The organism is Nocardia higoensis (assembly GCF_015477835.1).
In the GTDB taxonomy this organism is placed as follows: domain Bacteria; phylum Actinomycetota; class Actinomycetes; order Mycobacteriales; family Mycobacteriaceae; genus Nocardia; species Nocardia higoensis_A.
Map to the genome: position 1 here is coordinate 1435124 of NZ_JADLQN010000001.1, position 26012 is coordinate 1461135.

At 69.3% G+C, this 26012-nt stretch carries 23 protein-coding genes and 1 pseudogene; 11 read left to right on the forward strand and 13 right to left on the reverse strand.

Going from position 1 to position 26012, the window contains the following annotated elements:
* Nucleotides 1–779: 779 nt before the first annotated feature.
* Nucleotides 780–3253, reverse strand: a pseudogene (locus IU449_RS06390) (heavy metal translocating P-type ATPase).
* Entirely contained in the window at nt 3250–3534 is a 285-nt protein-coding gene (locus IU449_RS06395; RefSeq protein ID WP_195000971.1) for an SHOCT domain-containing protein, read from the reverse strand. Before IU449_RS06395 ends, IU449_RS06390 begins: the two are co-directional and overlap by 4 nt.
* Nucleotides 3535–4129: 595 nt before the next feature.
* Between IU449_RS06395 and IU449_RS06400 the strand changes: the two genes are divergently transcribed.
* The 3 genes from IU449_RS06400 to IU449_RS06410 all read left to right on the forward strand — a co-directional run bounded on the left by IU449_RS06400 (nt 4130) and on the right by IU449_RS06410 (nt 7035).
* Nucleotides 4130–4513: a hypothetical protein gene (locus tag IU449_RS06400; RefSeq protein ID WP_195000972.1), complete on the forward strand. Its 384-nt coding sequence runs from the start codon at nt 4130–4132 to the stop codon at nt 4511–4513.
* A 102-nt stretch (nt 4514–4615) separates the two neighbouring features.
* Nucleotides 4616–5743: a PLP-dependent cysteine synthase family protein gene (locus IU449_RS06405; RefSeq protein WP_195000973.1), complete on the forward strand. Its 1128-nt coding sequence runs from the start codon at nt 4616–4618 to the stop codon at nt 5741–5743.
* A complete protein-coding gene (locus IU449_RS06410; RefSeq protein ID WP_195000974.1) occupies nt 5740–7035 on the forward strand; it encodes an MFS transporter in 1296 nt (431 codons plus the stop codon). Before IU449_RS06405 ends, IU449_RS06410 begins: the two co-directional genes overlap by 4 nt.
* A 44-nt stretch (nt 7036–7079) precedes the next feature.
* Here the strand turns inward: IU449_RS06410 and IU449_RS06415 are convergent, their stop codons facing one another.
* Nucleotides 7080–7964: an NAD(P)-dependent oxidoreductase gene (locus IU449_RS06415; protein WP_195000975.1), complete on the reverse strand. Its 885-nt coding sequence runs from the start codon at nt 7962–7964 to the stop codon at nt 7080–7082.
* 196 nt (nt 7965–8160) lie between these two features.
* Between IU449_RS06415 and IU449_RS06420 the strand changes: the two genes are divergently transcribed.
* The 3 genes from IU449_RS06420 to IU449_RS06430 all read left to right on the forward strand — a co-directional run bounded on the left by IU449_RS06420 (nt 8161) and on the right by IU449_RS06430 (nt 9618).
* Nucleotides 8161–8472 (forward strand): winged helix-turn-helix transcriptional regulator, encoded by a 312-nt coding sequence (locus IU449_RS06420; protein ID WP_195002360.1) that lies wholly within the window; start codon nt 8161–8163, stop codon nt 8470–8472.
* A 128-nt stretch (nt 8473–8600) separates the two neighbouring features.
* Entirely contained in the window at nt 8601–9164 is a 564-nt protein-coding gene (gene mug / locus IU449_RS06425) for a G/U mismatch-specific DNA glycosylase (protein ID WP_195000976.1), read from the forward strand.
* 136 nt (nt 9165–9300) lie between these two features.
* Nucleotides 9301–9618 (forward strand): DUF2795 domain-containing protein, encoded by a 318-nt coding sequence (locus tag IU449_RS06430; protein WP_195000977.1) that lies wholly within the window; start codon nt 9301–9303, stop codon nt 9616–9618.
* Nucleotides 9619–9643: 25 nt separating this feature from the next.
* Here IU449_RS06430 and IU449_RS06435 read toward each other — a convergent pair whose 3' ends face one another.
* From IU449_RS06435 to IU449_RS06460, 6 genes are read right to left on the reverse strand one after another with little or no spacing between them, the layout of a single operon-like run.
* Nucleotides 9644–11083 carry an AMP-binding protein gene (locus tag IU449_RS06435; protein ID WP_195000978.1) on the reverse strand — a complete coding sequence of 480 codons (1440 nt, stop codon included), beginning with the start codon at nt 11081–11083 and terminating at the stop codon, nt 9644–9646.
* Entirely contained in the window at nt 11076–11678 is a 603-nt protein-coding gene (locus IU449_RS06440) for an energy-coupling factor transporter transmembrane component T family protein (RefSeq protein ID WP_195000979.1), read from the reverse strand. Before IU449_RS06440 ends, IU449_RS06435 begins: the two co-directional genes overlap by 8 nt.
* Complete coding sequence (locus tag IU449_RS06445; RefSeq protein ID WP_195000980.1) at nt 11675–12355, reverse strand: energy-coupling factor ABC transporter ATP-binding protein; 681 nt, start codon at nt 12353–12355, stop codon at nt 11675–11677. The genes IU449_RS06440 and IU449_RS06445 overlap by 4 nt, the downstream gene beginning before the upstream one ends.
* Nucleotides 12352–13479: a thiolase family protein gene (locus IU449_RS06450; RefSeq protein WP_195000981.1), complete on the reverse strand. Its 1128-nt coding sequence runs from the start codon at nt 13477–13479 to the stop codon at nt 12352–12354. Before IU449_RS06450 ends, IU449_RS06445 begins: the two co-directional genes overlap by 4 nt.
* Entirely contained in the window at nt 13476–14597 is a 1122-nt protein-coding gene (locus tag IU449_RS06455; RefSeq protein WP_324188110.1) for a class I adenylate-forming enzyme family protein, read from the reverse strand. Before IU449_RS06455 ends, IU449_RS06450 begins: the two co-directional genes overlap by 4 nt.
* A complete protein-coding gene (locus IU449_RS06460) occupies nt 14590–15168 on the reverse strand; it encodes a biotin transporter BioY (RefSeq protein WP_195000982.1) in 579 nt (192 codons plus the stop codon). Before IU449_RS06460 ends, IU449_RS06455 begins: the two co-directional genes overlap by 8 nt.
* 544 nt (nt 15169–15712) lie before the next feature.
* Here IU449_RS06460 and IU449_RS06465 point away from each other — a divergent pair.
* Entirely contained in the window at nt 15713–16051 is a 339-nt protein-coding gene (locus tag IU449_RS06465) for a MerR family transcriptional regulator (protein ID WP_195002362.1), read from the forward strand.
* Nucleotides 16052–16072: 21 nt separating this feature from the next.
* Here the strand turns inward: IU449_RS06465 and dmpG are convergent, their stop codons facing one another.
* The 3 genes from dmpG to IU449_RS06480 are packed head-to-tail and all read right to left on the reverse strand — an operon-like array spanning nt 16073 to nt 18901.
* Nucleotides 16073–17098 (reverse strand): 4-hydroxy-2-oxovalerate aldolase, encoded by a 1026-nt coding sequence (gene dmpG / locus IU449_RS06470; protein WP_195000983.1) that lies wholly within the window; start codon nt 17096–17098, stop codon nt 16073–16075.
* Complete coding sequence (locus IU449_RS06475) at nt 17095–18066, reverse strand: acetaldehyde dehydrogenase (acetylating) (protein WP_195000984.1); 972 nt, start codon at nt 18064–18066, stop codon at nt 17095–17097. The genes dmpG and IU449_RS06475 overlap by 4 nt, the downstream gene beginning before the upstream one ends.
* Complete coding sequence (locus IU449_RS06480) at nt 18059–18901, reverse strand: 2-keto-4-pentenoate hydratase (protein WP_195000985.1); 843 nt, start codon at nt 18899–18901, stop codon at nt 18059–18061. The genes IU449_RS06475 and IU449_RS06480 overlap by 8 nt, the downstream gene beginning before the upstream one ends.
* 110 nt (nt 18902–19011) lie before the next feature.
* Between IU449_RS06480 and IU449_RS06485 the strand changes: the two genes are divergently transcribed.
* Together IU449_RS06485 and IU449_RS06490 are read left to right on the forward strand one after the other, a co-directional pair.
* Complete coding sequence (locus tag IU449_RS06485; protein WP_195000986.1) at nt 19012–19779, forward strand: IclR family transcriptional regulator; 768 nt, start codon at nt 19012–19014, stop codon at nt 19777–19779.
* Nucleotides 19780–20015: 236 nt separating this feature from the next.
* Nucleotides 20016–20420, forward strand: a complete 405-nt coding sequence (locus tag IU449_RS06490; RefSeq protein WP_195000987.1) for a four-helix bundle copper-binding protein — start codon at nt 20016–20018, stop codon at nt 20418–20420.
* A gap of 22 nt (nt 20421–20442) precedes the next feature.
* Here the strand turns inward: IU449_RS06490 and IU449_RS06495 are convergent, their stop codons facing one another.
* Nucleotides 20443–21684: a serine hydrolase domain-containing protein gene (locus tag IU449_RS06495; RefSeq protein ID WP_324188111.1), complete on the reverse strand. Its 1242-nt coding sequence runs from the start codon at nt 21682–21684 to the stop codon at nt 20443–20445.
* Nucleotides 21685–22021: 337 nt separating this feature from the next.
* On the opposite strand from IU449_RS06495, the gene IU449_RS06500 reads away from it, so the two are divergent.
* Together IU449_RS06500 and IU449_RS06505 are read left to right on the forward strand one after the other, a co-directional pair.
* Nucleotides 22022–22423: a Zn-ribbon domain-containing OB-fold protein gene (locus tag IU449_RS06500; RefSeq protein WP_195000988.1), complete on the forward strand. Its 402-nt coding sequence runs from the start codon at nt 22022–22024 to the stop codon at nt 22421–22423.
* 161 nt (nt 22424–22584) lie between these two features.
* Nucleotides 22585–25833 (forward strand): protein kinase domain-containing protein, encoded by a 3249-nt coding sequence (locus IU449_RS06505; protein ID WP_416382107.1) that lies wholly within the window; start codon nt 22585–22587, stop codon nt 25831–25833.
* Nucleotides 25834–26012: the final 179 nt, after the last annotated feature.

A 26012-nucleotide genomic window follows, 5' to 3' on the forward strand; every position in this document is an offset into this window, starting at 1 on the left:
AGGAGCCGCCCTCCGGGCAGCGTGCGCGCAGGCGCCCGACATGGGGAGGACCGAGGTCGGGTGCGACGCGCTCGAATCGAACGTCGTTGGAGTTCATCGGTTGCACCGATCGCCTTCTGGACTGGCATGCTTTGGTACAGGTCAGCGCACCAGCCCGGCGACGCCATTGTCGCCGAACGTGTGCTGTGGATTCGCTCCGCAACCCCGACAATTGGGAGAATCCATGTGGTGCCGGTCTACGACAATCATTCGGACCGGCCGCCGCCGAGCGTTCGCGCGTTCTCGACGACTGGGTTGGAATCGCCATCGTAACTACGGTGCGAGTACACCGCAATGGGCCTTGCTCACCCCCGGAGGCGAATCCGAAACCATTTCGAGACAAAAAGGTTCCGGCACGGTGAACGTGGCGGAATTCTTCGGCCGAAGCAGGCGATCCTGTCGCTTCCGAACGGTTGAGTCGCGCGAACGCGAACGTTCCGGCGACCTCGCCGCACACGGGCGGGGTCGGCGGAACGTTGTGCAATTGTGTCCGAGGGGCCGATCAGGCGGGCGCCCGCACAGGTTCCTCGGTGCGGTCATCGGGCTTGTCCGCGATGGGCTGCCCGCCGCCGGTCACCTCGAGGTCGGGCATCGGACGCAGAAGGTCGACGATGAAGACGTACACCAGTGAGACGGCGCCCCTTCCTCACCGACGCCTGCGCGGGCATGCTCACCGCCCCCGTCACCCACCCCGAGGAATCCGGTTTCGCCTGAACCGTCGGGCGGCCGCCCCACGCCGATCACTCCGCCGCTGCGGATACCGAAGCGTCCGACGACTTCGGCGTGGGCAACCGGAGTCGTTTGAGGGCGAGCGCGTTGACGGCCACGATGAGGCTCGAACCCGACATCGACAGTGCGGCGATCTCGGGGCGCAGCATCAGGCCGAAGGCGGGTTCGAAGACGCCGGCGGCGATGGGCAGGGCGATGGTGTTGTAGCCGATGGCCCAGGCCAGGTTCTGCCGCATCTTGCGTAATGTGCCGCGGCCGATGCGCAGGGCGGTGGGCACGTCGAGCGGGTCCGAGCGCATCAGAACGACGTCGGCGGTTTCGATGGCCACGTCGGTGCCCGCGCCGATGGCGATGCCGAGGTCTGCCTGGGCGAGGGCGGGGGCGTCGTTGACGCCGTCGCCGACCATGGCGACCTGGCGGCCGCCGCGTTGGAGTTCGGCGATCCGGGCGGCCTTGTCGCCGGGCAGCACTTCGGCGATGACGGTGTCGATGCCGAGGCGTTCGGCGATGCGTTCGGCGGTGGCGTGGTTGTCGCCGGTGAGCATGACCACCTCGACGCCGAGATCGTGCAACGCGGCGACGGCCGCGGTGGAGGTTTCGCGGGGCGCGTCGGCGATGCCGATGACCGCGGCGGCCTTGCCGTCCACGGCGGCGATCACCGCGGTGCGTCCGGTGGCGGCCAGCTCGTCGCGGCGGGCGGCCAGCGCGCCGAGGTCGATGCCCTCTCGTTCGGCCAGCCGCCGGTTGCCGACGACGACCCTGCGCCTATCGACCTCCGCGATCGCACCGTGGCCGGGAACATTTTCGAACGCTTCGGCCCGAATCCGTCGACCCCTGCGTCCTCGGTGTAGCGGACGACGGCTCGGGCGAGGGGGTGTTCGGATTCGCGCTCCACGGCGGCGACCAAACGCAGCACGTCGGCTTCGCCGAGGCCGTCGGTGAGGACGTCGGTGACTTCGGGCTCGCCCTTGGTCAGAGTGCCGGTCTTGTCCATCACCACGACCTGGATTCGCGCCGAAGTCTCCAGCGCCATCGCGTTCTTGAACAACACACCGCGTTCGGCGCCGAGCCCCGTGCCGACCATGATCGCGGTAGGAGTGGCCAGGCCGAGAGCGTCGGGGCAGGTGATGACCACCACGGTGATCGCGAACAGGATCGCCGCCGAGAACGGGCGATCGGACAACAGTAGCCAGGCCGCCAGCGTGCCGCCGCCGCCGATCAACGCGACGAAGACCAGCCAGAACGCTGCCTTGTCGGCCAGACGCTGACCGGGGGCCTTCGAATTCTGCGCTTCCTGGACGAGTTTCACGATCTGCGCCAGCGCGGTGTCCGAACCGACCTTGGTCGCGCGGATTCGCAAGGTGCCGTTGGCGTTGATGGTGGCGCCGATGACCGCCGAGCCGGGGGCTTTGTGCACCGGCAGGCTCTCACCGGTGACCATCGATTCGTCGACCTCGCTGTCGCCGTCCTCGACGACACCGTCGACGGCGATCTTCGCGCCCGGGCGCACGAGCAGCAGATCACCTACCGCGACCTCGGAGGTGGGGATCTCGACGGGCTCGCCGTCGCGCAGTACCACCGCCTTCGGCGGGGCGAGGTCGAGCAGGGTGCGGATGGCGTCGTTGGCCCCGCCCCTGGCGCGCATCTCGAACCAGTGCCCCAACAGCACGAAGGCGGCCAGCACGGTCGCGGCCTCGTAGAACACCTCACCGCCGCCAGTCAGCGTGATCACCAGCGAGTACAGCCAGCCCGACCCGATCGCGACCGCGACCAGCACCATCATGTCCAGCGTGCGGGCCCGCAAGGCGCGCACGGCGCCGTCGAAGAAGATCCACGACGAGTAGAAGACGACCGGCAGACTCAGCAGCAGTGACCAGACGTCCTCGCGGAGCCCGAACGGTACCGGCACATCCAGCCCGAGCACCTCACGGCCGATCGGCGACCAGATCACGATCGGGATGGAGAACAGCAGTGCCACCACGAACCGCTTGCGCATGTCGGCCACCATGGATGCCATCGACATCCCGGCGTGTCCACCGTGGCCCATCGCTTCGTGGGGGGAACGCAGGTCGGCCGGGCGCTCCCCGGGAGAGAGGGCCGCCTTCGGGTGTCCGGCCTGGTCGGTGGATACCGCCGTCGCCGACGAGCCGGGATGTCCGTCGCCGCTGTCGTGAGCGGCCGGGTCAGGCTCGGTCAGCGGGTCGCAGATGTGGGCGGGCACCGACTGTCCGGCGCAGTGGTAGCCGCATTCGACCACCCAGTCCCGTAGCGCGGCAATCGTGGTCTGCCTCTGGTCGTAAACCACGGTGGCGGTTTGTGCCACCGCGTTGACCTCCACCTCCTCCACGCCGGGACGGTGAACGAGGCGGGCGGCGACAACGTTCTGCTGCGAGGCGAACAGCAGGCCGCGCACATCGAGCACCGCGGTGGCACGCTCCTTCGGCGGGTGTGTTCGCCGCTCGGGAGGGATACCACCCGCTATCACCGGCGATTCGCTCCCGGGCCTCCGGCGTCGCCGCGCAGCGTGGCCAGGCGATGGTGGTATTCATCGGCATCGATCTCGCCGCGAGCGAATCGCTCGGCCAGCACCTGCTCGGCGGTCGGGCGGACGATCGGCGGGCCACCGGCAGGCGTGGACGGCCGATCCAGATATCGGATGGTGAGGATCAGCGCGGCGATCAGCAGCGCCCAGAACACCGCCATGCCGACCGCCATGAGCCCGTAACCCCATCCGCTCATGCCGTGACCGTCATACCAGAACATCATCGGAGCTCCTGATCTCGGCGAAGAAGAATCGAGGAGTGGGGCTCGGTGTCACATCGGCTGCCCCATCATCGGGCAACCGCCCATCATTCCGCACATCCAGTGACACAACATGTGCATGTGGTTCATGGCGTCGAACTCCTTGTCATCGAGCGAACCGGCGGCCGTGATCGGCCCGCAGATATCGGTCGTGCGACGTAGTCGATGCTGCCACGGCGGGTACCCCCGCCGGTAGGGACGAACGGTGTTCTACGAAGGCCCTTCGGCATCCCTCGAGCGCCCTGGTCCAGGGCATCGCCTGCCTCCGCGGTGGGGCAGTTCGCGCGGTGAGGCGCTCGGCGCCGACACCGGGAAATCGCGTCACCGGATGGCGAGGGAACGGGTCGAGGCGAGTAGGTTGTGTGCTGAGAAGGAGGAGGTGCGGGTGAGCCGATCGTTCGAGCGTGTCGACGGACACTGCGAACGCGGAGAAGCGTTTTCGCTTCGGCGATACCTGCGCCTCGTCTCCGGTGACCGGGGGACGGTCACGCGGCCCACTCCGTTGCCTGCGTCCGAGTGGTCCCCGGCGGACCTGGTCGCTCGTCTGCGACGCACAGCCGTGGCCCTGCTGATGGCGGTGCTGCTCGTCGCCCCGATCCTCGACTGCGCCCTGCACCCCGCCGAGGATCATGCCCACTCCGCCGGTGTGGTGGCCGCGCCGGTCGCGAGTATTTCGCACGCGGTCCATCTGCACGGGTCGGGCGATCGCCCCGGCGCTCACTGCGATCAGCACATGATCCGCTGCGTCGAGAAATCGGCACTGCCCTCTCGGAGCACGGGCATGCTGCCGTTGCTGTGGATGGCACTGATCGGCATGGCCACCGTGGCCGTGTTCGCCTTGTTCTTTGCCGACGCCCGCGGGATCCGGGGCCCGCCGGCTGCCGGCTTACCCGTGGTCAGCGGGCAAGCCGTTCTCGTGAACCTCTGTATCTCCCGACGCTGATCGGTCAGCGCCAGGCCGAGCCATTGTGCCGTCGGCCGGTGTTCGCTGCCTGCTCACTGTCGTCACCGCCTGCGTGGCGGTTCGGATACAGAAAGCGACAATATGAACAACGTCGTGCCCGGCACGTCCGCCGAGATGGCGGGGGCTGTGCTCACCCCACCTGCTCCGGTGCGGGAATCGAGTTCGCTGGTCGGCAATACTCCTGTGCTGTGGGTCGGTGCGCCGCTGGCGCCTCCCGATCGGGGCTTCTGGGCGAAATTGGAGGGATTCAACCCCGGCGGGATGAAAGATCGGCCCGCCCTGCACATGGTCAGGTGCGCGAAACAGCGCGGCGACCTGGCGTCGGGGGCGCGCATCGTCGAATCGACCAGCGGCACCCTCGGCCTGGGATTGGCGCTGGCAGGCGCGGTGTTCCACCATCCGGTCACCGTGGTCACCGATCCGGGACTGGAACCGATCGTGGAACGCATGCTCGCCTCCTACGGCGCACGCGTCGACATGGTTGCCGAACCCCACCCCACCGGCGGCTGGCAGCAGGCCCGCCGCGAGCGGGTGGCCGAGCTCCTGGCGGCCGAGCCCAGCGCGTGGTGCCCCGACCAGTACAGCAACCCCGACAACGTCGACGGATACGAATCCCTCGGACTCGAGCTGACGCAACAGTTGGGCCGGGTCGACGTTCTGGTGTGCGCGGTCGGCACCGGCGGTCACTCGGCAGGCGTGGCGCGGGTGCTGCGCCGATTCAACCCGGCTCTGCAACTGATCGGCGTGGACACGGTCGCCTCCACGATCTTCGGCCAGCCCGCCGGTCCCCGGATCATGCGCGGGCTCGGTTCGAGCATCTTCCCGCGCAATGTCGACTATCCCGCGTTCCACGAAGTTCACTGGGTGGCCCCACCCGAAGCCGTGTGGGCATGCCGCGCACTGGCAGGCACCCATTACGCGACCGGTGGCTGGAGCGTGGGGGCCGTGGCGCTGGTCGCCGGATGGGCCGCGCGCACGTTCCCGGCCCACACCCGGATCGCGGCGGTGTTCCCCGACGGGCCGCAGCGTTATTTCGACACCGTCTACAACGACGAGTACTGCCGGGAGCACGGCCTGCTCGACACCGACCCGCCGATCGAACCGGACGTCATCGCGCATCCCACGCAGGCAGTGGTGCGCTCGTGGACCCGCTGCACCACGGTCGTCGACCCCCGCACCACCGACCGGACAGGAGAAGGCGAATCGTGACCGCACTGAGGAGCTTCCGCACTTTCGACCTCGCCGCGCGGCTGCTGATGGTCAACCAGTTCGGCATCAACCTCGGGTTCTACATGCTGATGCCGTACCTGGCCGGCTACCTCGCCGGACCGCTCGGGCTGGCGGCCTGGGCTGTCGGGCTGGTGCTCGGCGTCCGCAACTTCTCTCAGCAGGGCATGTTCCTCATCGGCGGCACACTGGCCGACCGGCTCGGCTACAAGCCGCTGATCGTCGCAGGCTGTCTGCTGCGCACCGGTGGCTTCGCGTTGCTGGTGTTCGCGACCTCCCTGCCCGGGCTGCTGATCGCCTCCGCCGCCACCGGCTTCGCCGGTGCACTGTTCAACCCTGCCGTGCGCGCTTATCTGGCCGCCGACACCGGGGAGCGCCGTGTCGAAGCGTTCGCGGTGTTCAATATCTTCTATCAGGCCGGCATCCTCGCCGGGCCGCTCGTGGGCTTGGCGTTGATGTTCCTCGACTTCCGCGTCACCGCGGCCGCCGCGGCGATCGTGTTCGCCGTCCTGACCGTCGCGCAACTCCTCGCCCTGCCCGCCCGCCGTGAGCAGCGGGCCGCTGAACAGACCTCGGTGCTACACGACTGGCGCACGGTGGCGGCGAACCGCCGATTCCTGTTGTTCTCGCTGACGATGATCGGCTCCTACGTGTTGTCCTTCCAGGTGTACCTGGCCCTGCCGTTGCAGGCCGAGTACCTCGCGGGCGAGCACGCACAGGTCCTGGTCTCGGCGCTGTTCGTGGTCTCCGGCCTGGTCGCCGTCGCCGGGCAGCTACGGATCACCGGATGGTTCCGAGCACGCTGGGGCACCGGGCGCAGTCTCGCCGTGGGCATGGCGATACTGGCCGCGGCGTTCCTGCCGTTGCTCGCCGTGCCGAGCCCCGGGACATTCGGCGTCGCCACCGCGGTCCTCGCCTTGCTGGTCGCCACCGCAGTGCTCGCGGTGGGCACCGCCGCGGTGTTCCCCTTCGAGATGGACACCGTCGTCTCACTGGCGGGTGGAAGACTCGTGGCCACGCACTACGGCTTCTACAACACGATCGTCGGCGTCGGCATCCTGGCGGGCAATCTCGCCACCGGCGCCGTCGTCGGCGCCGCACGAGCCGCCGACGCGGACTGGGCAGTGTGGGCCGGGCTGTGTCTGATCGGAACGCTGTCCGCCTTCGCACTGCATCGACTCGACCGATCGCAGCCGGAAACGACGGCGATCGGCGGCGCGGCCGATGGCCCGGACCGCCCCGGCCGAGAACCGGCGGAAGCAGCCCGGCGCTGAACCCGGTCCGAGGCCGTGGGGTCCCGCGTGCGGAAAGGTGAGAGCTAGGACCGCCCGGCCGCGACGGGCCGGGCGACCGACTCGAAGATGCGGGCGAAACCTTCGCTGCCGTGACCCGCGGCGCGCTGGGCGTCGATCAGCTTCTGCACCATCGCGATCGGATCGTTCCCCACGCCCGCCTCGTTCGTCGCGGCGAGGATCGTGGACAGGTCGGAGAAGTCCAGGCTCTGCTGGCCCGCGACGGTGTAGTCGCCGCCGTCGATCACGCGACCGAAACCCGCCAGGCCGCCGGTCATCGCGGAGATCCACGCGGCCGCACGGTCCGCGAAGTCGGTGGCGGTGACACCTGCGGTGCGGACCAGCGCCGCCCCTTGCACGTACCCGGCGAACATCACGTACATCGCCGACAACAGCGCGAGGTCGTACAGCGAGGCCAATCCGGGATCGCTGCCGAGGTAGGTGCTGGTCCCCCAGACATCCAGGATGTCCCGGTGGTGGTCGAAGGCCGTCGCGTCGCCGCTGTAGAGGATCTCCGAGCCGGGGGCGGCAATCATGGCCGGAACCGCCATGATTCCGCCGTCCACACAGGCGATTCCGTGGGCAGCGGCCCAGCGGTCGAGTTCCCTGGCCTCTTCCGGCGAGGTGGTGGTCAGGTTGACCAACGTGCGCCCGCGCAGCCGCTCGGCGACCGGATCCAGGGTCTCACGCACCGAGGCATGGTCGAGCAGACAGACGACGGTCAACTCGGCGGCCGCGATCGCGTCACCGACGGCGGGAACCTCCACGGCACCGGCGTCGACCAGTGCGTCGGCTCTGCCCGGCGTGCGGTTCCAGACCGTCACCCGGGCATCGCTGCGCAGCAGCGCGGCGGCCAGGGCGCGTCCCATCTCGCCCAGTCCGAGCACGCTCACGGTGGCAGGTGAATTCATGGTGGGTGATTTCCTCACGACTCGAATGATCAAGTGATTTCGGTGCCGATCGACGAGTTCCATGCTGCCCACATGCTGCAAATGCGACAAGTACCCACTATTTTCTTCGATACCCACCTTTCGGTAAGTGTCAAAGGAGTACGCGGTGACCGGAACACCGAGAACAGGCCCGTACATCTGCGGAATCGACGCCGCCATGGACGTGGTGTCCGGCAAGTGGAAGTCGCTGATCCTGTGGGAGCTCGACAACGGCACGCGGCGGTTCGGCGAGCTCCGGCGCGGCCTGCCCGGAGTCAGCGAGAAGATGCTCGTCCAGCACCTGCGGGAGATGGAAGAGGACGGCCTGGTGCATCGCGAGGTGTATCGCGAGGTGCCGCCGCGAGTGGAGTACTCGCTCACCGATCACGGTCGCAGCTTGAACGCTGCGCTCGGCCCGCTGGGCGAGTGGGGGCGGGAACGCATCGCCCGGATCGGCGCGGAACGGATGGACACCGACATCGCACGCTGAACCGGCGTCGGTTCGGCCGTGGCACGGCGCCGCACGGCGATACGAACCCGCGACGCGGGCCGGCGCGGTATCAAGCCATGAGCGCGCACCCGCGGCCCGGTCGCGAACCGGCGGAGCAGACTGGGCGGATGACACGTTCCGCTGGGTATCGCCCGACACCGACCGATCTGGCCGCGGCGGCGGGCAAGACCATTCCCGATCTGGTGGCGCCGGATCTGCGAGTGCTGTTCTGCGGCATCAATCCGGGATTGTGGTCGGGGGCCACCGGCCACCACTTCGCCCGGCCGGGAAATCGCTTCTGGTCCGCGCTGTTCCGGTCGGGCTTCACCCCCCGGTTGTTCCGTCCCGACGAGCAACGGGAACTGCTCGCGCTCGGATTGGGCATCACCAATGTCGCCGCGCGTACGACGGCGAAGGCGGACGAACTCACGCCGCAGGAATTGCGGGACGGCGGCCGGGCGCTCGTCGAGAGGGTCGAGCGCTATCGCCCGCGGGTGCTGGCCGTCCTCGGGCTCGGCGCCTACCGCACCGCGTTCGGCCGGCCGAAAACCGTGGTCGGACGTCAATCCGAGACGCTCGGCGACACCGAGATCTGGGTGCTCCCCAACCCGAGCGGACTCAACGCCCACTACACAGCCGAGGCCTTGGCCTCCGAGTTCCGAAAGCTCCGCGAAGCAACAGCATCCGAGTGAGCGGCTCCGGCACCGCGTCGATCCCGCCCGTGGGGGCCACGGCGGCCCGGCTGTTTCCGCACCCCCGCAACGGGTACCGCCCGATCGCAGGCACGGGACGGACAAGGGCCGTTACGACGGTTCGGGAAGGAACATGATGGCGACGACCGACGCCGACCGGCTGCATCGGGCACTGAAGGAATTCCACTTTCCGGCAGCCAAGGAAGAGCTGGTGCAGCATGCGATCGATGCGGGGTCCGATCGGGACACCATTCGCGCATTGCGAGCGATCCCGCCGGCCGAGTACGCCAACCTCGCCGAAGTGATCCAATCGGTATCTCTCGACGACGGCCGCTCCGCCGCCGAACGCGCAGCCCAGCATCGCCAGAAGAGGCATCCGACGGTGACCGAGCGGGAACGGCCGGTGCCGGTGAACCCGATCGTGCAGGAACTCGGTGTGAACCGGGGCAGCTGACCGCAGGGTTGCGTCCCGGCCGGGGCTATGACCTGGTGCCCGAAGACTTGGCGCTCGAAGACTTGGCGCTCGAAGACTTGGCGCTCGAACCATTCTGAGCGACGAACAGTTTCGCCAGCTCACGCTGGTCGAGCTTGCCGCGCGGGGTGCGCGGCAGACTCTCGAGACGCAGTATCCGCACCGGCATACTCGGGCTCGGCAACACCTCGCGCAGGCGGCGTCTGATCTCCGCGATGGTCGGTGCGCCGTGACCTGCCACCACTGCCGCCACCGGGATCTGTCCCATGCGCGGGTCGGGAATGCCGATGCACGCGGCCTCGCTGATGCCGGGTAGACCGGTCAGGGCGGATTCCACGGCAGCCGGTTCGACGTTCAAACCGCCCCGGATGAGCATCTCACCGGCCCGGCCCAGCAGAGTGAGCCGCCGTCCGTCGAGCCGCCCGCGGTCGCCGACGCTCATCCAGCCGTCCACCGGACCGCCGGTGATGCCGTGTTCGGTGAGGTAACCATCGAAGAGCATGTCGCTGCGCACGTGGACCAGTCCGCCGCGGATCTCGGCGTCGACGCCGTCGAACAGCTCCCCCGCGCTGGGTTCGTCACCGTCGCCGAGACCTCGGTCGTAGGAGACGAAGCTGAGTTCGGAGGCGCCGTAGAAGTGCACCAGCGCTGCGGCGGGCAACACCCGCCGCAGCGCTTCGCGGCCGGGTCGCGGCCACCGTGCCGCCGAGGAGAGCACCTCACGCACACCGGGCAGCGGGCCGAGACCGGACCGCGCTACGTCCCAGGCGATGGCGGGCACGGAGTACAGGTGGGTGGTGTGCTCGTCCAGCGCCCGGTCGACCGGGCGCAGATCCACCGTCGCGCCGCGGGTCAGCGTGTGCAGCGCGCCGTACAGGAAGTGGGTGTGGTCCAGGACGCCGGGCACCGCGACCCGATCACCCGCGTCGATGTCGAAGGTACGGTCGGAGCGGTCCAGGGTCGCGGCCCACGACCGCTGGTCGCGGACGAAGAGCTTCGGCTCGCCGGTGGTGCCCGAGGTGATGCCGACCAGGAGTTCATCGGTGGGCGCGGCCGGGCGGTGCGCTCCTTCGGATTCGAGTTGCGCGGCGGTCAGCACGGACGCGCACCCCCATCGCCGGAGCCTGCGGTGCTGACGGGATGCGGCGACCACGGCGCCCGGCCGGGACAGGTCGAGTACCCGGTGCAGGTGGGCGGCGGTCAGGTGGCGGTGCAGCAGGACCACGCTGACGCCCGCCCGCATGGCCGCGGTGACCACGATCAGCGACTCGATGTCCGACGTGGGCAGCACCGCCACCCGGCTCATCCCGTGCAATCCCGACGCGGTGCGCAGCACCCGCGACCAGAATTCTTCGTAGCCGATGTGGTCGTGATCGGTGATCACCGCCCGCGCGTCCGGATCGCGTGCCGCGCGGCGCGCGATGCGGTCGGTCAGCAGATCAGTCATCGTCGGCTCCGCGTGCCGCCAGTGCCTCGCCCATCGCATCCGCCGTGCGCAGCGCGCGCACCAGCGCGGGAGTCACCAGGGCGGTCATCGACCACTCCAGGCCGCGCGCACGCCGGGCCTCGGCCACCTCCCGCACGATGCCGGTCAGCAGCGGCACGCAGCGGATCGCCAGCGCGAGTAGCAGGCCGATCCGGTCGGGGTCGACGCCGAAGCGGCGCAACGGTCCCAGCGCGCGGGTCACCGCGTCCAGCATGTCGCCGACCCGCGTGGTCAAGGTGACCAGGGCGGCCAGCGCCACCGACAGCAACAGCACCCCGCACACCACCACGGCTCGCTCCGGCGAGGTCAGCACCACCTGGAAAATCGCGATCACGGCCAGCATCCACACGACCGGACGCAACTGGGCCAGCGCCACCCGCCAACCGATCCCGGCGACCGCGAACATCGCGGCGACCACCGACGCGGCGATCGCGACGGCGAGGGGTTCGCGCACGCCGGCGGTCACCGCGGCGATCGAGGCGAACAGCAACCACAGCTTCACCCCGGCGGGCAACCGGTGCACCAGGGAATTCCCCGGCTGGTAGAGACCGATCATCCGACCAGCTCGCGGTAGGCGGGCACGGCATCGGCCGGGGCGCCGTCGAAGGCCACCGCGCCGTCGTCGATCACCACCACCCGGTCGAAGGTGTCGAGCAGGGTGAGTTGATGGGTCACCACGATGACCTGCTGATCCACCGCGTCCAGCGCCGCCGCGACGGTGCGGGCGTTGCGCAGGTCGAGCAGGGTGGTCGGCTCGTCGGCGACGATCACCGACGGCCTGCGGATGAGTACCGCGCCGATGGCGAGCAACTGTTTCTGCCCGCCGGAGAGCAGGTGCGCGGGATGGTCGGCGTGGTGTTCGAGACCGAACCGTTCCAGCATCTCGCGGACCCGCGCGGCGATCTGTGCCTTGTCCAGCCCGCTTCGGCGCAGGGAGAAGGCCAGGTCTTCGGCGACGGTGGGCATGACGATCTGGGTGTCGGGGTCGGTGAAGACGAAGCCGACCTTGCGGCGCACCTGCGCGCCCTTGCGCGCGGCGTCGATCCCGTCGACGGTGACGGTGCCGGAGGTGGGTTTGAGCAGGCCGTTGATCATTCTGGCGAGCGTCGATTTCCCGGACCCGTTGGCGCCGATGATGCCGACGCGTCGTTCGGTCAGGCGCAGGTCGATCGCGCGCAGCACATGCCGCTCGCCGTAGCGGTGCCCGACCGCGTCGAAGATGATCTCGCTCACGCCACCTTCTCCACCAGCATCGCGATCCCCTGTCCCCCGCCGATGGCGCAGGCCGCGAGTCCCAGCTCCGGGCCGTCCGGGGCCAGCATCCGGCTCGCCAGGCGCACGAGCAGAATCGCGCCGGACGCGCCCCAGGGATGGCCCATGGCGATCGCGCCGCCTTGCGGACAGATCCGCGCTTCGTCGATGCCGAGTTCGTCGGCGACCGCGAGCACCACGGCGGCGAACGCCTCGGTGATCTCCACGACGCCGATGTCCGAGATCGCGAATCCGGTGCGGCGCAGCAGCTTCGCGATCGCCGGAGCCGGGGCGAGTCCGGGCAGCGCCGGGTCGGCCCCCGCGACCGCGCAGCCGAGCACCCGCAGCGCGGGCAGACCGGAGGCCTGTTCCTCGGTGGTGACCGCCAGCGCCGCCGCGCCGTCGGAGATGCCGCACGAATTGCCCGCCGTCGCGGTGCCGTCGGTGGTGAAGCTCGGGCGCAGCCGGGCCAGCCGTTCGATCGTCATCCCGGCACGGATGCGCTGATCGCGTTCGATCCCGCCGATCGGGACGATCTCGGCGGAGAAGTCGCTCGCCGCGGCCAGCGCGTGGGAGCGGGCCGCGTAGGCATCCTGACGTTCGCGGCCGATCCCGAGTTTGCGGGCGAGGTCGTCGGCGGCCACTCCCATGTCGGGGTCGGGGAATTCCGGCGGCGCGAACGGCGCGCGGGTGTAGCGGACCGGCTCGGCGTCGCCGACCGGCGGCCAGAAACGCCACGGCGCGGTGCTCGCCGACTCCACGCCGCCTGCCAGCAGCAGATCGCCGTCGTCCGCGCGCACCCTGGTCACCGCCTGCATCACCGCGTCCAGGCCGGAACCGCACTGCCGGTCGACGGTCACGCCGGGCACCTCGATGCCGAGCCCGGCGCGCAGGGCCGCCACCCGGGCCGGGTCGCCGCCGGGGCCGAGGCAGTTGCCGAGCACGACGTCGTCGACTTCCGCGTCGATGCCGGATGCGCGGACCGCCTCGTGCACCGATCGCAGCACCGGCGCGGCCAGGTCCGTCACGCTCAGATCGGCGAAGCCGTGTCCGGCATTGCCGATGGGAGTGCGGCGCGCGGCGATCAGGACAGGGGTGCGGCTCATAGGACCATATTCTTCAGATCACCGCGCGCCACCTTGCCGGAGGCTGTCCTCGGCAGCGCGGGCAGGGTGATCCAGCGACGCGGCACGGCTTCTCTGCTCAGCAGGGTGCGCGCCCGCGAGCGCACCGTGGGCAGCGTCGCCGATGCGTCGAGTTCCAGGATCGCGGTGACGATTTCGCCGAAGACCTCGTGCGGAGCGCCGATCACCGCGACCGCCGTCACCCCGTCCACCCCGCGCAGAATCCGCTCCACGTCCTCGGCCACCACTGTGGTGCCACCGACATTGACCACGCCGTCGCCGCGTCCGCGCACGACCAGCTCGCCGTCGGCGCGCAGTTCGGCCAGGTCCCCCACCGGGAACCAGTCGGGCGCACCGAGCACCGTGTAGGGCGAACGAACATACAGCAGCCCGTCCCTGACCTCCACCTGTACGCCGTCGATCACCCGTAGCGGCTCGGGCACGCGACGCGCTGCCACCAGCGAGACCTCCGCCGACCCGTAGTACTCGACGATCTCCAGCCCCTGCGCCGCGGCGACGGCTCCGGCGTCCAAGGCGATCCCCGCGACGATCGCCGTGCGCAGGCACGGGGCGCTCGCGACGACCTCTCGCAGGACGGCGGGCACCGCGTGCACGACCGTCGCGGTGCGGACGTCGTCGGTGACGCAGGCCCCGCTCCACAGCGCGTGCAAGGCGCCGAAAAGGTGCATCGTCGCGTGCGGCGGGCCGGTCAGCAGCACCCGGTCGGTGGCGCGCACGCCGGTGATCGCGGTGAACGTGGGAAAGCTGTCGTACCAGGACCGCGCGGTGCGGGCCAGCGGGCGCGGCGCACCCGTGGAGCCGGAGGTCGCCACCAGCAGCAGCGCCCCGGCGGGGATGCTCTGCCGGGCGGGGCGCACCTCGGGGTTCTCCACGTGCACGGCGATGCCGCGCCGGGCGGCCGCGCAGACGCAGATCAGCGCCTGTGGCGTCGACAGCGGGGACGCGTCGTAGACCGGCACACCGGAGTGGGCGCGGTTGTACTCCTCGATCGCCCGATCGAGTTCCCGGTACGTGAGCGTCCGGCCGTCGAGATCGAGGGCGGCCCGGTCGTCGACCCGGCCCGACAGTGGGTCAAGCACCGGCCACACCGGGATACGCCCGGTGCACGCCTTTGGCCACCACCGTCGCCACCACGACCTTCGCCAGATCGCCGGGGATGAACGCGCCGTTGGTGGTGATCGCCTCGACCGCACCCAGATCCGTGCGCAGCAGCAGACCGACCGTGCCGAACAGGTAGATCACCACGAGCCCGCCGAAGGCGTTGATCAGCAGGGCGAGCGGCGCGGGGTATTTCGGCAGGATCCGCTCGGTGAGCAGGCCGATCACCAGCGCGGCCGGAATCCAGCCGATCAGATACCCCGCGCTGGGCCCGGCCAGCGCGGTCAGCCCGGTGCGCCCGCCCGACAACAACGGCAGGCCGATGATGGTCAGAGCGATGAAGACCAGCACCGCCGCGGTTCCCTTACGAGCGCCGAGCACCGCCCCGGCCAGCAGGACGCCGAGAGTTTGCAGCGTGATGGGGACACCACTGAACCCCACCGTGATCGCACCCGGCAGACCGAGCGCGGCGATCAGTGCCGCGAAGACGGCGACCTGCGCCATGTCCCGGCCGGTGAACCCGACCCGCCGCGAGTTCTCGACGCCGTCCATCGATGACCTTCCGCACTACGAACTTGAACGGCGTTCAAGGTAGCAGACCTGCGTGGACACCGCGGAGCTGGCGAGTTCGGGCACGATCGGGCCTCCGGATGCACCCACAGGCTCTGCCTCCGACGAGGCAAAAAATCTGTCGTGGCGAGTGTAGACATTCTCGATTCGTCGTACTACAGTCGCTCACGTCCGAATGAGAAGTCCAGTGGCCGGGCAGGCGAGCTGCCCGGAGCAACGAAATCCCCTCCCCTCCGGCGGAGGCAAGAATCCGGTGCAGTAGGCCGGACCGCCGGAGGGGGTAGCGGGAGCAAGTCGTCCGCGAAAGTCCGGCAGTGCAGGAGGTGGTGGTCACTGAGTAGTCGCCTACCAGTTTCGTGTTCCAGCCAGTGCTTCGAACGGCACTGGACGCCGGCCCCCTCGGCCGGTGTGCAAGATTGATTTCCCATCCGTATATCCCAGGCCCCGGCGCTCAGCGCGCCGGGGCCTGCGGGCGTTGATTCCGAGAGGTGCAGTGCAGCAACCGAACACCCATCCCAGCGACGGCATGACCCACTTCGGTGGCGATGCCTCCGACCGACTGGACGACGATCACTACCCCGCCTACAGCATGGGTCGCGCCGCGGAGATACTCGGAGTCACCCCATCGTTCCTGCGTGGCCTCGACGCCGGCGAGCTGCTCACGCCGCAACGCTCGCCGGGCGGGCACCGTCGCTACTCCCGCCATCAACTGCGCATCGCGGCCCGCGTCCGCGAACTGGTCGACAACGGCAACACCCTCGAGGCGGCCTGCCGCATCGTCACCCTCGAGGACCAGCTCGCCGACGCGCGACGGGTGAACACAGAACTTCGAAAATCACTCGACGACCAGGCTCGGGAAGGCTGACCCGGCGCCGTTCGCGACGCCTCAGGCGGACTGTCGTTCGGCGACCATCGTCAGCGCGATGTCGACGATCATGTCCTCCTGGCCGCCGACGAGACGTCGCCGACCGGCTTCCATGAGCAGCGTCCGCACGTCGATGCCGTAGCGCTCGCTGGCGGCCTCGGCGTGGCGCAGGAAGCTGGAATAGACGCCGGCGTAGCCGAGGGTGAGGGTCTCGCGGTCGACGCGCACCGGCCGGTCCTGCAACGGGCGGACCAGATCGTCGGCGGCGTCCTGCAGGGCGAAGACGTCGCAGCCGTGCTTCCACTCCAGCACGTCGGCGACGGCGACGAACGCCTCGATCGGGGTGTTGCCCGCGCCCGCGCCGTGACCGGCCAGCGAGGCGTCGACCCGGTAGACGCCGTTCTCGACGGCCACCACCGAATTCGCCACCGACAGCGACAGGTTCTCGTGCGCGTGGATGCCGATCTCGGTGCCCTCGTCGAGGATGTCCCGGTAGGCGCGGACCCGATCACGCACGCCGTTCATGGTGAGCCGTCCGCCGGAATCGGTGACGTAGACGCAGTGCGCGCCGTAGCTTTCCATCAGCTTGGCCTGGGCGGCGAGTTCGGCGGGCGGAGCCATGTGGCTCATCATCAGGAAGCCGGAGACGTCCATGCCGATCTCGCGGGCAGTGGCGATGTGCTGGGCGGAGACGTCGGCTTCGGTGCAGTGCGTCGCGATCCGCACCGACCGCACACCCAGGTCGTAGGCGCGCCGGAGGTCTTCGACGGTTCCGACGCCCGGCAGCAGCAGGGTGGTCAGCCGGGCCCGGCTCAGATTGGCGGCGGCGGCTTCGATCCAGGCCCAGTCGCTGTGCGAGCCGGGGCCGTAGTTGACCGAGCCGCCCGCCAGGCCGTCACCGTGGGCGACCTCGATGGCATCGACACCGGCGGCGTCCAGCGCCGCGACGATCTTGCCGACGTTCTCGGGCGTGATGCGGTGGCGGATCGCGTGCATGCCGTCGCGCAGGGTGACGTCCTGGACGAACACCGTCGGGGTCGTGCTCATCGGTGGGTCTCCTTCTGCTGGGTGTTCTGTGCGATCCGTTCGGCGACCTGCAGGCCGGCCGAGGTCATGATGTCGAGATTGCCCGCGTAGGCGGGCAGGTAGTGTGCGGCGCCCTCGACTTCCAGGAACACCGACACCCGGTGGGTCGGCACCGTGGCGGAGCCGTCGGCCAGCAGCGTGTGCACGGGCTGGTCGGACGGGATCGGATCGATCTGCACTTCCTGCTTGAGCCGGTAGCCGGGCACATACGCGGCCACCTCGCCGACCATCTTCGTCACCGAAGCGCGGATACGGTCGTGGGCGTCGGCGTCGGGCGCGTCCACCAGGCAGAACACCGTGTCACGCATGATCAGCGGCGGTTCGGCCGGGTTGAGGATGATCACCGCCTTGCCGCGCTCGGCCCCGCCGACCGCCTCGATGGCATGCGAGGTCGTCTCGGTGAACTCGTCGATATTGGCGCGGGTGCCCGGCCCGGCGGACTTGGAAGCGATCGAGGCCACGATCTCGGCATAGGCGACGGGCGCGACGCGCGAGACGGCGGCCACGATCGGGATGGTGGCCTGACCGCCGCAGGTCACCATGTTCACGTTCACCGCGTCGAGGTGGTCCTCCAGGTTGACCGCGGGCACGACGAACGGGCCGATCGCGGCGGGTGTCAGATCGACCAGTCGCTTGCCCAACGGCGCCAGCAGGTCGTGATTGACCTTGTGGGCCTTGGCCGAGGTCGCGTCGAACACGATCTCGATCTCGTCGAAGCCCGGCATGGCGATCAGTCCGTGCACGCCTTCGTGGGTCACGGGCACGCCCAGCCGCGCGGCCCGGGCCAGGCCGTCGGACTCGGGGTCGATACCGACCATGGCGCCCATCTCCAGGAAGCGCGAATGACGGATGACCTTGATCATCAGGTCGGTGCCGATATTGCCTGAACCGATGATCGCGACCTTCGTGCGATCGGCCTGCTCACTCACTGGGAACCTCCGAGGTGGTGGAGAAGGACGCCGACACCGCGCCGACGCCGTCGATGGTGGCGACGACCGTCGCCCCCGGGTGCAGCGGACGCATCGGGCCCAGCGCCCCGGACAGGATCACCTGCCCCTTGCGCAGGGGTTCGCCGAACTCCCGTGCCTTCTGCGCCAGCCAGGCCAGCGCGTTCAACGGATCGCCCAGGCAGGCCGCCCCGTTGCCGGTGGAGACGACCTCTCCGTCGATGCTCATGCTCATGGTGACCTCGACCGGTTCGAACTCGTCGAGTGTCACGCGCGCGGCGCCCAGGACGTACACGCCACTGGACGCGTTGTCGGCCACGGTGTCGGCGAAGGAGATGTCCCAGTCGGTGATCCGGCTGTCGACGATCTCGAGCGCCGCGGTGGCCCAGCCGACCGCGGCCCGGCACTGCGCGAGGTCCAGCGGGCCCTCGGCGAGATCCTCGGCGAGGAAGAACGCGACCTCGGCCTCGGCCTTCGGCTGCAGGAGCCGCGCGATGTCGATCTCGTCGCCGTCGCTGTAGGCCATGTCGGAGAACAGCACGCCGAAGTCCGGCTGGTCCACGCCCAACTGCTGCTGCACGGCTTGCGAGGTCGCGCCGATCTTGCGGCCGACGACCGTCACGCCCTGGGCGCGCCGCGCCGCGTTGAAGCGTTCCTGGATGCGGTAGGCGGTGCCGACGTCGTCGGGGCCGATCAGTTCCCGCAGGGGCGCACACGGCCGTCCCGTGGTGGCCGCCGTGATCAATCGGTCCGCGGCGGCGGCGACGACGGAATCGTCGACGCGCGCGGCGCCGACCGTATCGGCACTGGTTGACATCCGGGCCTTCCTCTCGAACTCGCATCGGATGTCTTTCAGTGCACTACGCCACAGCTCGGACGACCAGTAGTGTGGTCCACTGAATGGACCACAATCGAGGAATCGCCGACATGAACGCATCGGAGCTGGACGACCGTTCCGTTCTGGGCCGGGTCGTGCGCATTCTCGAAGCCTTCGCCCCCGACGACAAGGCGGTCGGGCTGTCGGAACTCGCCCGCCGTACCGGCCTGCCCAAGGCCACCGTGCACCGGGTCTGCCGCGACCTGGTGACGGCACGCTGGCTCGCCACCTCACCGCAGGGCTACCGGCTCGGCCGCGGCCTGTTCGAGCTGGGCATGCGCGCCGCCGCCGAGCGGACCCTGCTCGAGGTGGCGGTTCCCTTCATGCAGGACCTGTACACCCGAACCCAGGAGACCGTGCATCTGGGCGTGCTGGACGGGGACGAGGTCGTCTACATCAGCAAGATCGGCGGACACCGCCAGGCGCGCGCGCCGTCCCGGGTCGGCGGCCGCATGCCGTTGTACTGCACCGCCATCGGCAAAGCGCTGCTGGCCCACGCCGACCCCAGGACGATCGACCGCGTCCTCGCCGGACCGCTGCCTCGGTACACCCCGCGCACCGTCACCGGGCCGGGACTGCTGCGGGCCCAGCTCCACAGAATCCTCGAGCAGGGCGTCTCCTACGAATACGAGGAATCCACGACGGGCATCGTCTGCGTCGCGGCGGCGATTCTCGATGCCGAGGACCACCCGCTCGCGGCGATCTCGCTCACCGGGCCCACCACCCGGTTCCGGCCCGAAGCCCATGCCGTGTCGGTGCGGGCGGCAGCGGCCGCGATGGCCTCGATTCTGGCGCGGCGCGGCGGGCCGACTCCCTGACCGGACACTCCCGGCGGCGCGATGCGCGGCCAGGTCGGCGACGCGCACCTCGAGCGACCGCGCCGCGTCGCCGACTCGCCGACAGACCGGACCGGACCGAACCAGGTGTGAGATCCCCCGGTCCGGGTAGCGCGAATCGAGAGAATCGACGGATGTGGAGCGACACCGATGCGCCCCGCCGTCCTCACCGGCACCGCGACGTGGGGCACACGACGCGGTAGAAGGGCGATGATCGAATGAGCACTCTCGCCGAGATGATGGACAGCCACCCCGCCACCACCGAGCAGTCGGCACCAGCCGAACTGGTCGCCTGCCTCGAGGCGTGCCGCGTCTGCGCGCAGACGTGCACCCTCTGCGCCGACGCCTGCCTGAGCGAGAAGACGGTCGCCGATCTGATCGCCTGCATCCGCGCCGACCTGAACTGCGCCGACATCTGCGCCGCCACCGCCGCGGTGCTGTCCCGGCGCGGCGGGGGCGTGGAGACCACCCGGGCCCTGCTCGAGGCCTGCGCCGTGGCCTGCGACAGGTGCGGTCGCGAATGCGATCGGCACGCCGGTCACCACGAGCACTGCCGGATCTGCGCCGAAGCGTGTCACCGCTGCGTGCGGGCATGCCGCGACCTGCTGACCGCACTGGCCTGACACGCCACTGCACAGGTCGGCCTCAGGAGATCTTCCTGAGGTCGGGCACGTCGCCGTACGCGGCGTCGGCGGCGCCCCGCACGATGGGCGCGAGCAGGCGCGGCAGGATGAACTGGTCGCGCGGCAGGCGGCCCGCTTCCGGGAGCCAGTTGTGCACCAGGCCGACGGCCAGGCCGCTGTCGGGATCGGTCCAGCCACCCGAGCCGGCCAGCCCGATGTGCCCGAAGCCGCGCGGTGCGCCGGGGGCGGGAATGGCGTGGTAGCCGAGTCGCCAGCCCATCGGCAACAGCAGGTTCCGGTCCGGCAGCCAGGTCCGCACGCGCGAGATCTGCCGCACCCGCGATCGCGACAGCAACGCGTTGTCGGTGCCGATGACGTCGTACACCGCGGCGACGGCGCGGGCGGTGAACACACCGTTGGCGGCGGGACTCTCACCGAGCAGGATGGCCGGTTCGGCTCCGGAGGTGAGTCCCTCGATGCCGTGGGTGTAGATGGCGCGGACGAACCCGGCGCCCGGGGCCGGGAGGCGTCTGGCGATCCGCAGGACGTTCGCCGTGTGGGGGATGCCGAACGGGACCGGCGATCCCTGCGAGGCGGCGAGGGTGATGTTCGCCGACGGCGGAGGGGAACCGAGGTGCAGACCGTCGAGTCCCAGCGGTTCGGCGAGTTCGGTGCGATACAGCTCGCCCATCCCCTTGCCGGTCACCGCGCGGGCGATTCCGGCCGCGAGCCAACCGAAGGAGATGGCGTGGTAGGCCGGTATCCCGCGCCACCGGTCGGGCGCGGCCGCGGCGATCCGCTCCTCCATCAGCTGATGGTCGACCAGTTCGTCGAGGTTGCGCGCCAACGGGGTGACGTGCGACAGGCCCGCGCGGTGGGTGAGCACGTCGGCGACAGTGATGTCCTTCTTGCCGTTGGCGCCGAATTCGGGCCAGTATTCCGCGACGGGCGCGTGGTAGTCGATCAGCCCTTGCTCGGCGAGCCGGTGCAGCACGGTGGCCGTGATGCCTTTGGACGTCGAATACGACAGGGCGGCGGTGTCACGTTGCCAGGCGACGCCCCGGCGTGGATCGGCGGTGCCGGTCCAGACATCGACGACGGGACGGCCCTGGTGATAGACGGACAGCGCCCCGCCGCCACGTCCGGTGGCGAACAGCCGCCCGAAAGCGGTGATCGCGTCGTCATAGCCCGGCTCCCAGACACCGTGCACGACGAGCTGTGACGGCTGGGGCCGTCCGGGTCGAGCGGAAAGCGATTCTGACACTTCTCGGTTACCTCGCGTATCGCCTTTGTGGTTCACAGTTCCCGCACAGCGATATCGCTGTTGGATTGCGCACCCTCCGGTGTGGCTGTGGTTCACGGGATCGCATTAGCGCGTCTGCCGAAAGTGTCGTCCGCTTCGGGCGTCGCCGCGAGGGTCGATTCGCCGGGGGCATACCTGTTTCTGCTCCACGGTCGGCGCCGGTTGGGCATTCGACTGTGATCCGGACCTGGGGATCGCACCGAAAACAGGTATGTCGGCGGTCATCCGACCCTTATGGAAAAGCCCCGGAAAGGCGATGTTGGTAGGGAACCTGTGAGCACCGATATCGCGAGGTTTCATGTACCGACACGAGCCGCACCACACCGACGGCATCGGCGATCCCCGAGGGGGAACCGCGAAGAACACACTGATCATCCAGCGATGCGCGGCCTGCGCCGCACTGTTCGCGCCGCATACCCCTGCCTGCTCGGCGTGCGGATCGTCGGATCTCGAGGCGGTCGCGTCGTCCGGCGTGGGTTCGATCTTGTCCTGGCGGACAGTCGAGCGCTGGGGGAAAGCGGGAGACCACGAACCGGTGCCGTTGACGATCGCGATCGTCGAACTCGACGAGGGACCGTGGGTCTACACCGCCATCGAGGGCGACTCCCCGTCGACCCTGGATCGGCCGACGCGTGTGCGATTTCAGCCGCGTCCCTGGACGGACGGATTTCCGGTTTTCGGCATCATCGCCAATCCCTGAAACACCGGACCAGGTGGCGTCCATGATCACCTGGGGTCGCTGACACCTGGGATACCCTGTGCATTGTCCAACAGTGAACGCGTGTTCCTGGTTGCCGGGGACACGCCGGCGGATGGTGTGCGCTGATGAGCGAGGACGATGCGTTTCGCACAGTGCGTGAGGTGCCTGTGCCGATTGCCGAGGAACTGAGCGCGGCCGGCTTCGAGGACGCCGAAGAGGTGGGTCGGGGTGGTTTCGGTGTGGTGTACCGCTGCACCCAGTCCGCGCTGGACCGGACGGTGGCGGTGAAGGTTCTGACCACCGAGCTCGACGAGGAGAATCGGGCGCGTTTCTTCCGGGAGCAGCGGGCGATGGGGCGGCTGACCGGGCACCCGAACATCGTCACGGTATTGCAGGTGGGTGCCACCGCGAGCGGGCGACCTTTTCTCGTCATGCCGTATCACTCGTGGGGGTCGCTGGATGCTCGTATCCGGGAAGAAGGCCCGCTGCCGGTGGAGCTGGTGTTGCGGATCGGAGTGAAGATCGCGGGGGCATTGGCGAGCGCGCATCGGCTGGATGTCGTGCATCGGGACGTGAAGCCCGGAAACATCCTGCTCAGCGATTACGGCGAGCCCGCGTTGACCGATTTCGGTATCGCGCGTATCGCCGGCGGTTTCCGGACCGCGACGGGAACCCTGACCGGCTCTCCGGCATTCACCGCTCCGGAAGTGCTCGAGGGACAGCCCCCCACCCCGGCCTCGGATGTCTACAGCCTGGGTGCCACCATGTTCAGCGCGTTGACCGGGCATGCGGCGTTCGAGCGGCGCAGCGGGGAGAATGTGGTGACCCAGTTCTCGCGGATCACCACCCAACCCGTGCCGGAACTTCGGGACAGCGGTATATCCGCCGACGTGTCGGAGGTCGTGGCGACGGCGATGCACCGCGATCCCCGTCAACGGCCCTCCGCGAGTGCTCTCGGGGAGGCGATCCAGCAGACGCAGCGCCGGCACGGATTCCCGGTCGACGAGATGGCGTTGTCGGTCGAACCGGCACCGGAACACCGCAACGGGCGACCGCCCGCGCAGGGATGGCGCCCGACAGCGAACGTAGGACGCCTGGACACCGGCACTCTGCCCCTGGAGTTGACCAGTTTCGTCAACCGCCGCACCGAGGTGGCGGAGGTGAAGAACCTGCTGGCCTCCTCGCGGCTGGTGACATTGACCGGGATCGGAGGGGTCGGCAAGACGCGGCTGGCGCTGCGGGCCGCGTCGAATGCGCGACGCGACTTCGCCGACGGGGTGTGGTTGATCGAGCTGGCCGACGTCGCGGACCCCGCGCTGCTGGTCGAGGTGGCGGCGGACGCCCTCGGCCTGCGCGACGAACCGGCACGGCCACTGCACGAGGTCGTGCTCGAGTTCCTGTCCGGACGGAAGTCGCTGGTCGTCGTGGACAACTGCGAGCAGGTGGTGGAGGCCGCGGCAGAACTGGTCGAAGCGTGGTTGCGGGCATGTCCGGACCTCCGGATCCTCGTCACCACCCGCGAACCCTTGAACATCCCGGGCGAGGCTGTGCTGCGGGTGTCGCCGCTGACGGTCCCGGATGTGAGCAGGCAGCCGTCGTTGCGCGGATTGCCCAGATACGACGCGGTCACGTTGTTCGCCGACCGTGCCGCCGCCGCGGCACCGGGCTTCGAACTCGACGAGGACAACATGGACACCGTTGCCCGCATCTGCGCTCGCCTGGACGGACTGCCGCTGGCGATCGAGCTCGCGGCCGCGCGGATGCGGATGATGTCGCCCGAGCAGATCCTGGACCGGCTCACCGATCGGTACGCGCTGCTGACCCGAGCCAGTCGCACCGCGCCGACGCGGCAGCAGACACTGCGGTGGTGCATCGACTGGAGCTACGAGCTGTGCACCCCGGCCGAGCAGCGGATGTGGGCCCGGTTGTCGGTGTTCGCCGGCGGTTTCGAACTCGACGCCGCCGAACAAGTGTGTGGAGTCGATGCGGCGACCGACAGCGTGCTCGATGTGCTGTCCTCGTTGGTGGACAAGTCGATCCTGCTCCCGGACGACACCGATGCCGTGGTGCGGTTCCGGATGCTCGAGACACTGCGGGACTACGGCTGGCAGAAGCTCCAGGAGTCCGGTGAGGAGCAGGTGGTGCGCCTGCGGCACCGCGACTGGTACCAACGTCTGGCGCTCGACGCGGAAGCCGAGTGGATCAGCGACCAGCAGCTCGACTGGTTCGCCAGACTCGACCGCGAACTGCCGAATCTGCGCACCGCGCTCGAATACAGCCTGGCCGAGGACACCGAAGAGGCGGCCGAAGCCGGATTGCACATCGCCAGCGCGCTCGTGTTCTTCTGGACCTTCCGGGGAGTCACCAGCGAAGGTCGACGCTGGCTCGACCGCGTACTCGCCCATCCGCGCGCCCGCTCGATACCCGACCGGGTCAAGGCCCTGCATGCCGAGACTCTGATGGCCTTGTATCTGGGTGACGACCCCGAGTCGGTCGCCGTACTGGTCGCGGAAGCGCACACACTTGCCGAACGGGACGCCACCCCGATGACCGAAGCCCTGGTCGCCTACGCCGACGGCATGCTGGCGTTCTACCGCGGTGACTGCGCCGAGGCCAACTCCTTTTTCACCCATGCCCTCGAGCTCTTCGCCGCCGATCGAGAGGAGTCCTGGCACGCTGCCACGTTGATGATGCTTGGTTGGACGAACGCCCTGCACGGCGACCCGCGACGCGCGATCGGGTATCACGAGCAAGTGCTGTCCATCACCGAAGCACGCGGCGACTGGCTCTTCCGGTCATCCGCGCTGTGGGGCATCGCCATCGCGGCATGGCGCCAAGGCGAACGGCACCGGGCACAACAGCTGCTCATGGAAGCGCTGCGCGTCAACCAACGGGTGAACAGTCCATTGATCGTCGCGTCCGCTCTCGAAGCGATGGCCTGGATCGCGGAGACCGACGGTGACGCCGAGCGGGCCGCTGTTCTGATGGGAGCCGCGCAGGCGCTGTGGCCGTACGGAGGCAGCGTCACCCACGGTATGCCAGGACTGGAGCACTATCACGACGAATGCGACAGGGGCACGCGCGCCGCTATCGGCCCCAGGAAATACGCGGCAGCCTCGCGGCGCGGTCAGGGCATGGGAATGGACGCCGCGGTGAACTACGCCCTCGGGGAGCGGCCCACCGGCACGACACCCACAACGGGTTCGCCGGTGGAGCTGACCAAGCGGGAGCGGCAGGTCGCCGAACTCATCGCCCAAGGGCTCACCAACAAACAGATCGCGGCGAAACTCGTGATCTCGCAACGTACGGCCCAGGGACACGTGGAGCACATTCTCACCAAACTCGGATTCACCTCCCGCGTCCAGATCGCGGCTTGGATCGTGGAAGAGGCCGAGCGACACGGCTCTTGACGGAAGCGCCGCGACGACTTCGCGTCGGATCACCGCGATGTCGTGACCTGTGCGGGGTTCGGCCTGCTACTCCGCGTTCGCCCAGCGCATCCGGCGCAGCGTCTGCGGGTGGCACCGTTTCACGATCGCCAGCAGTTCGCGATCCTGCTTCGCCTGTGCGGTCTGGGCCCGGGTCGCTG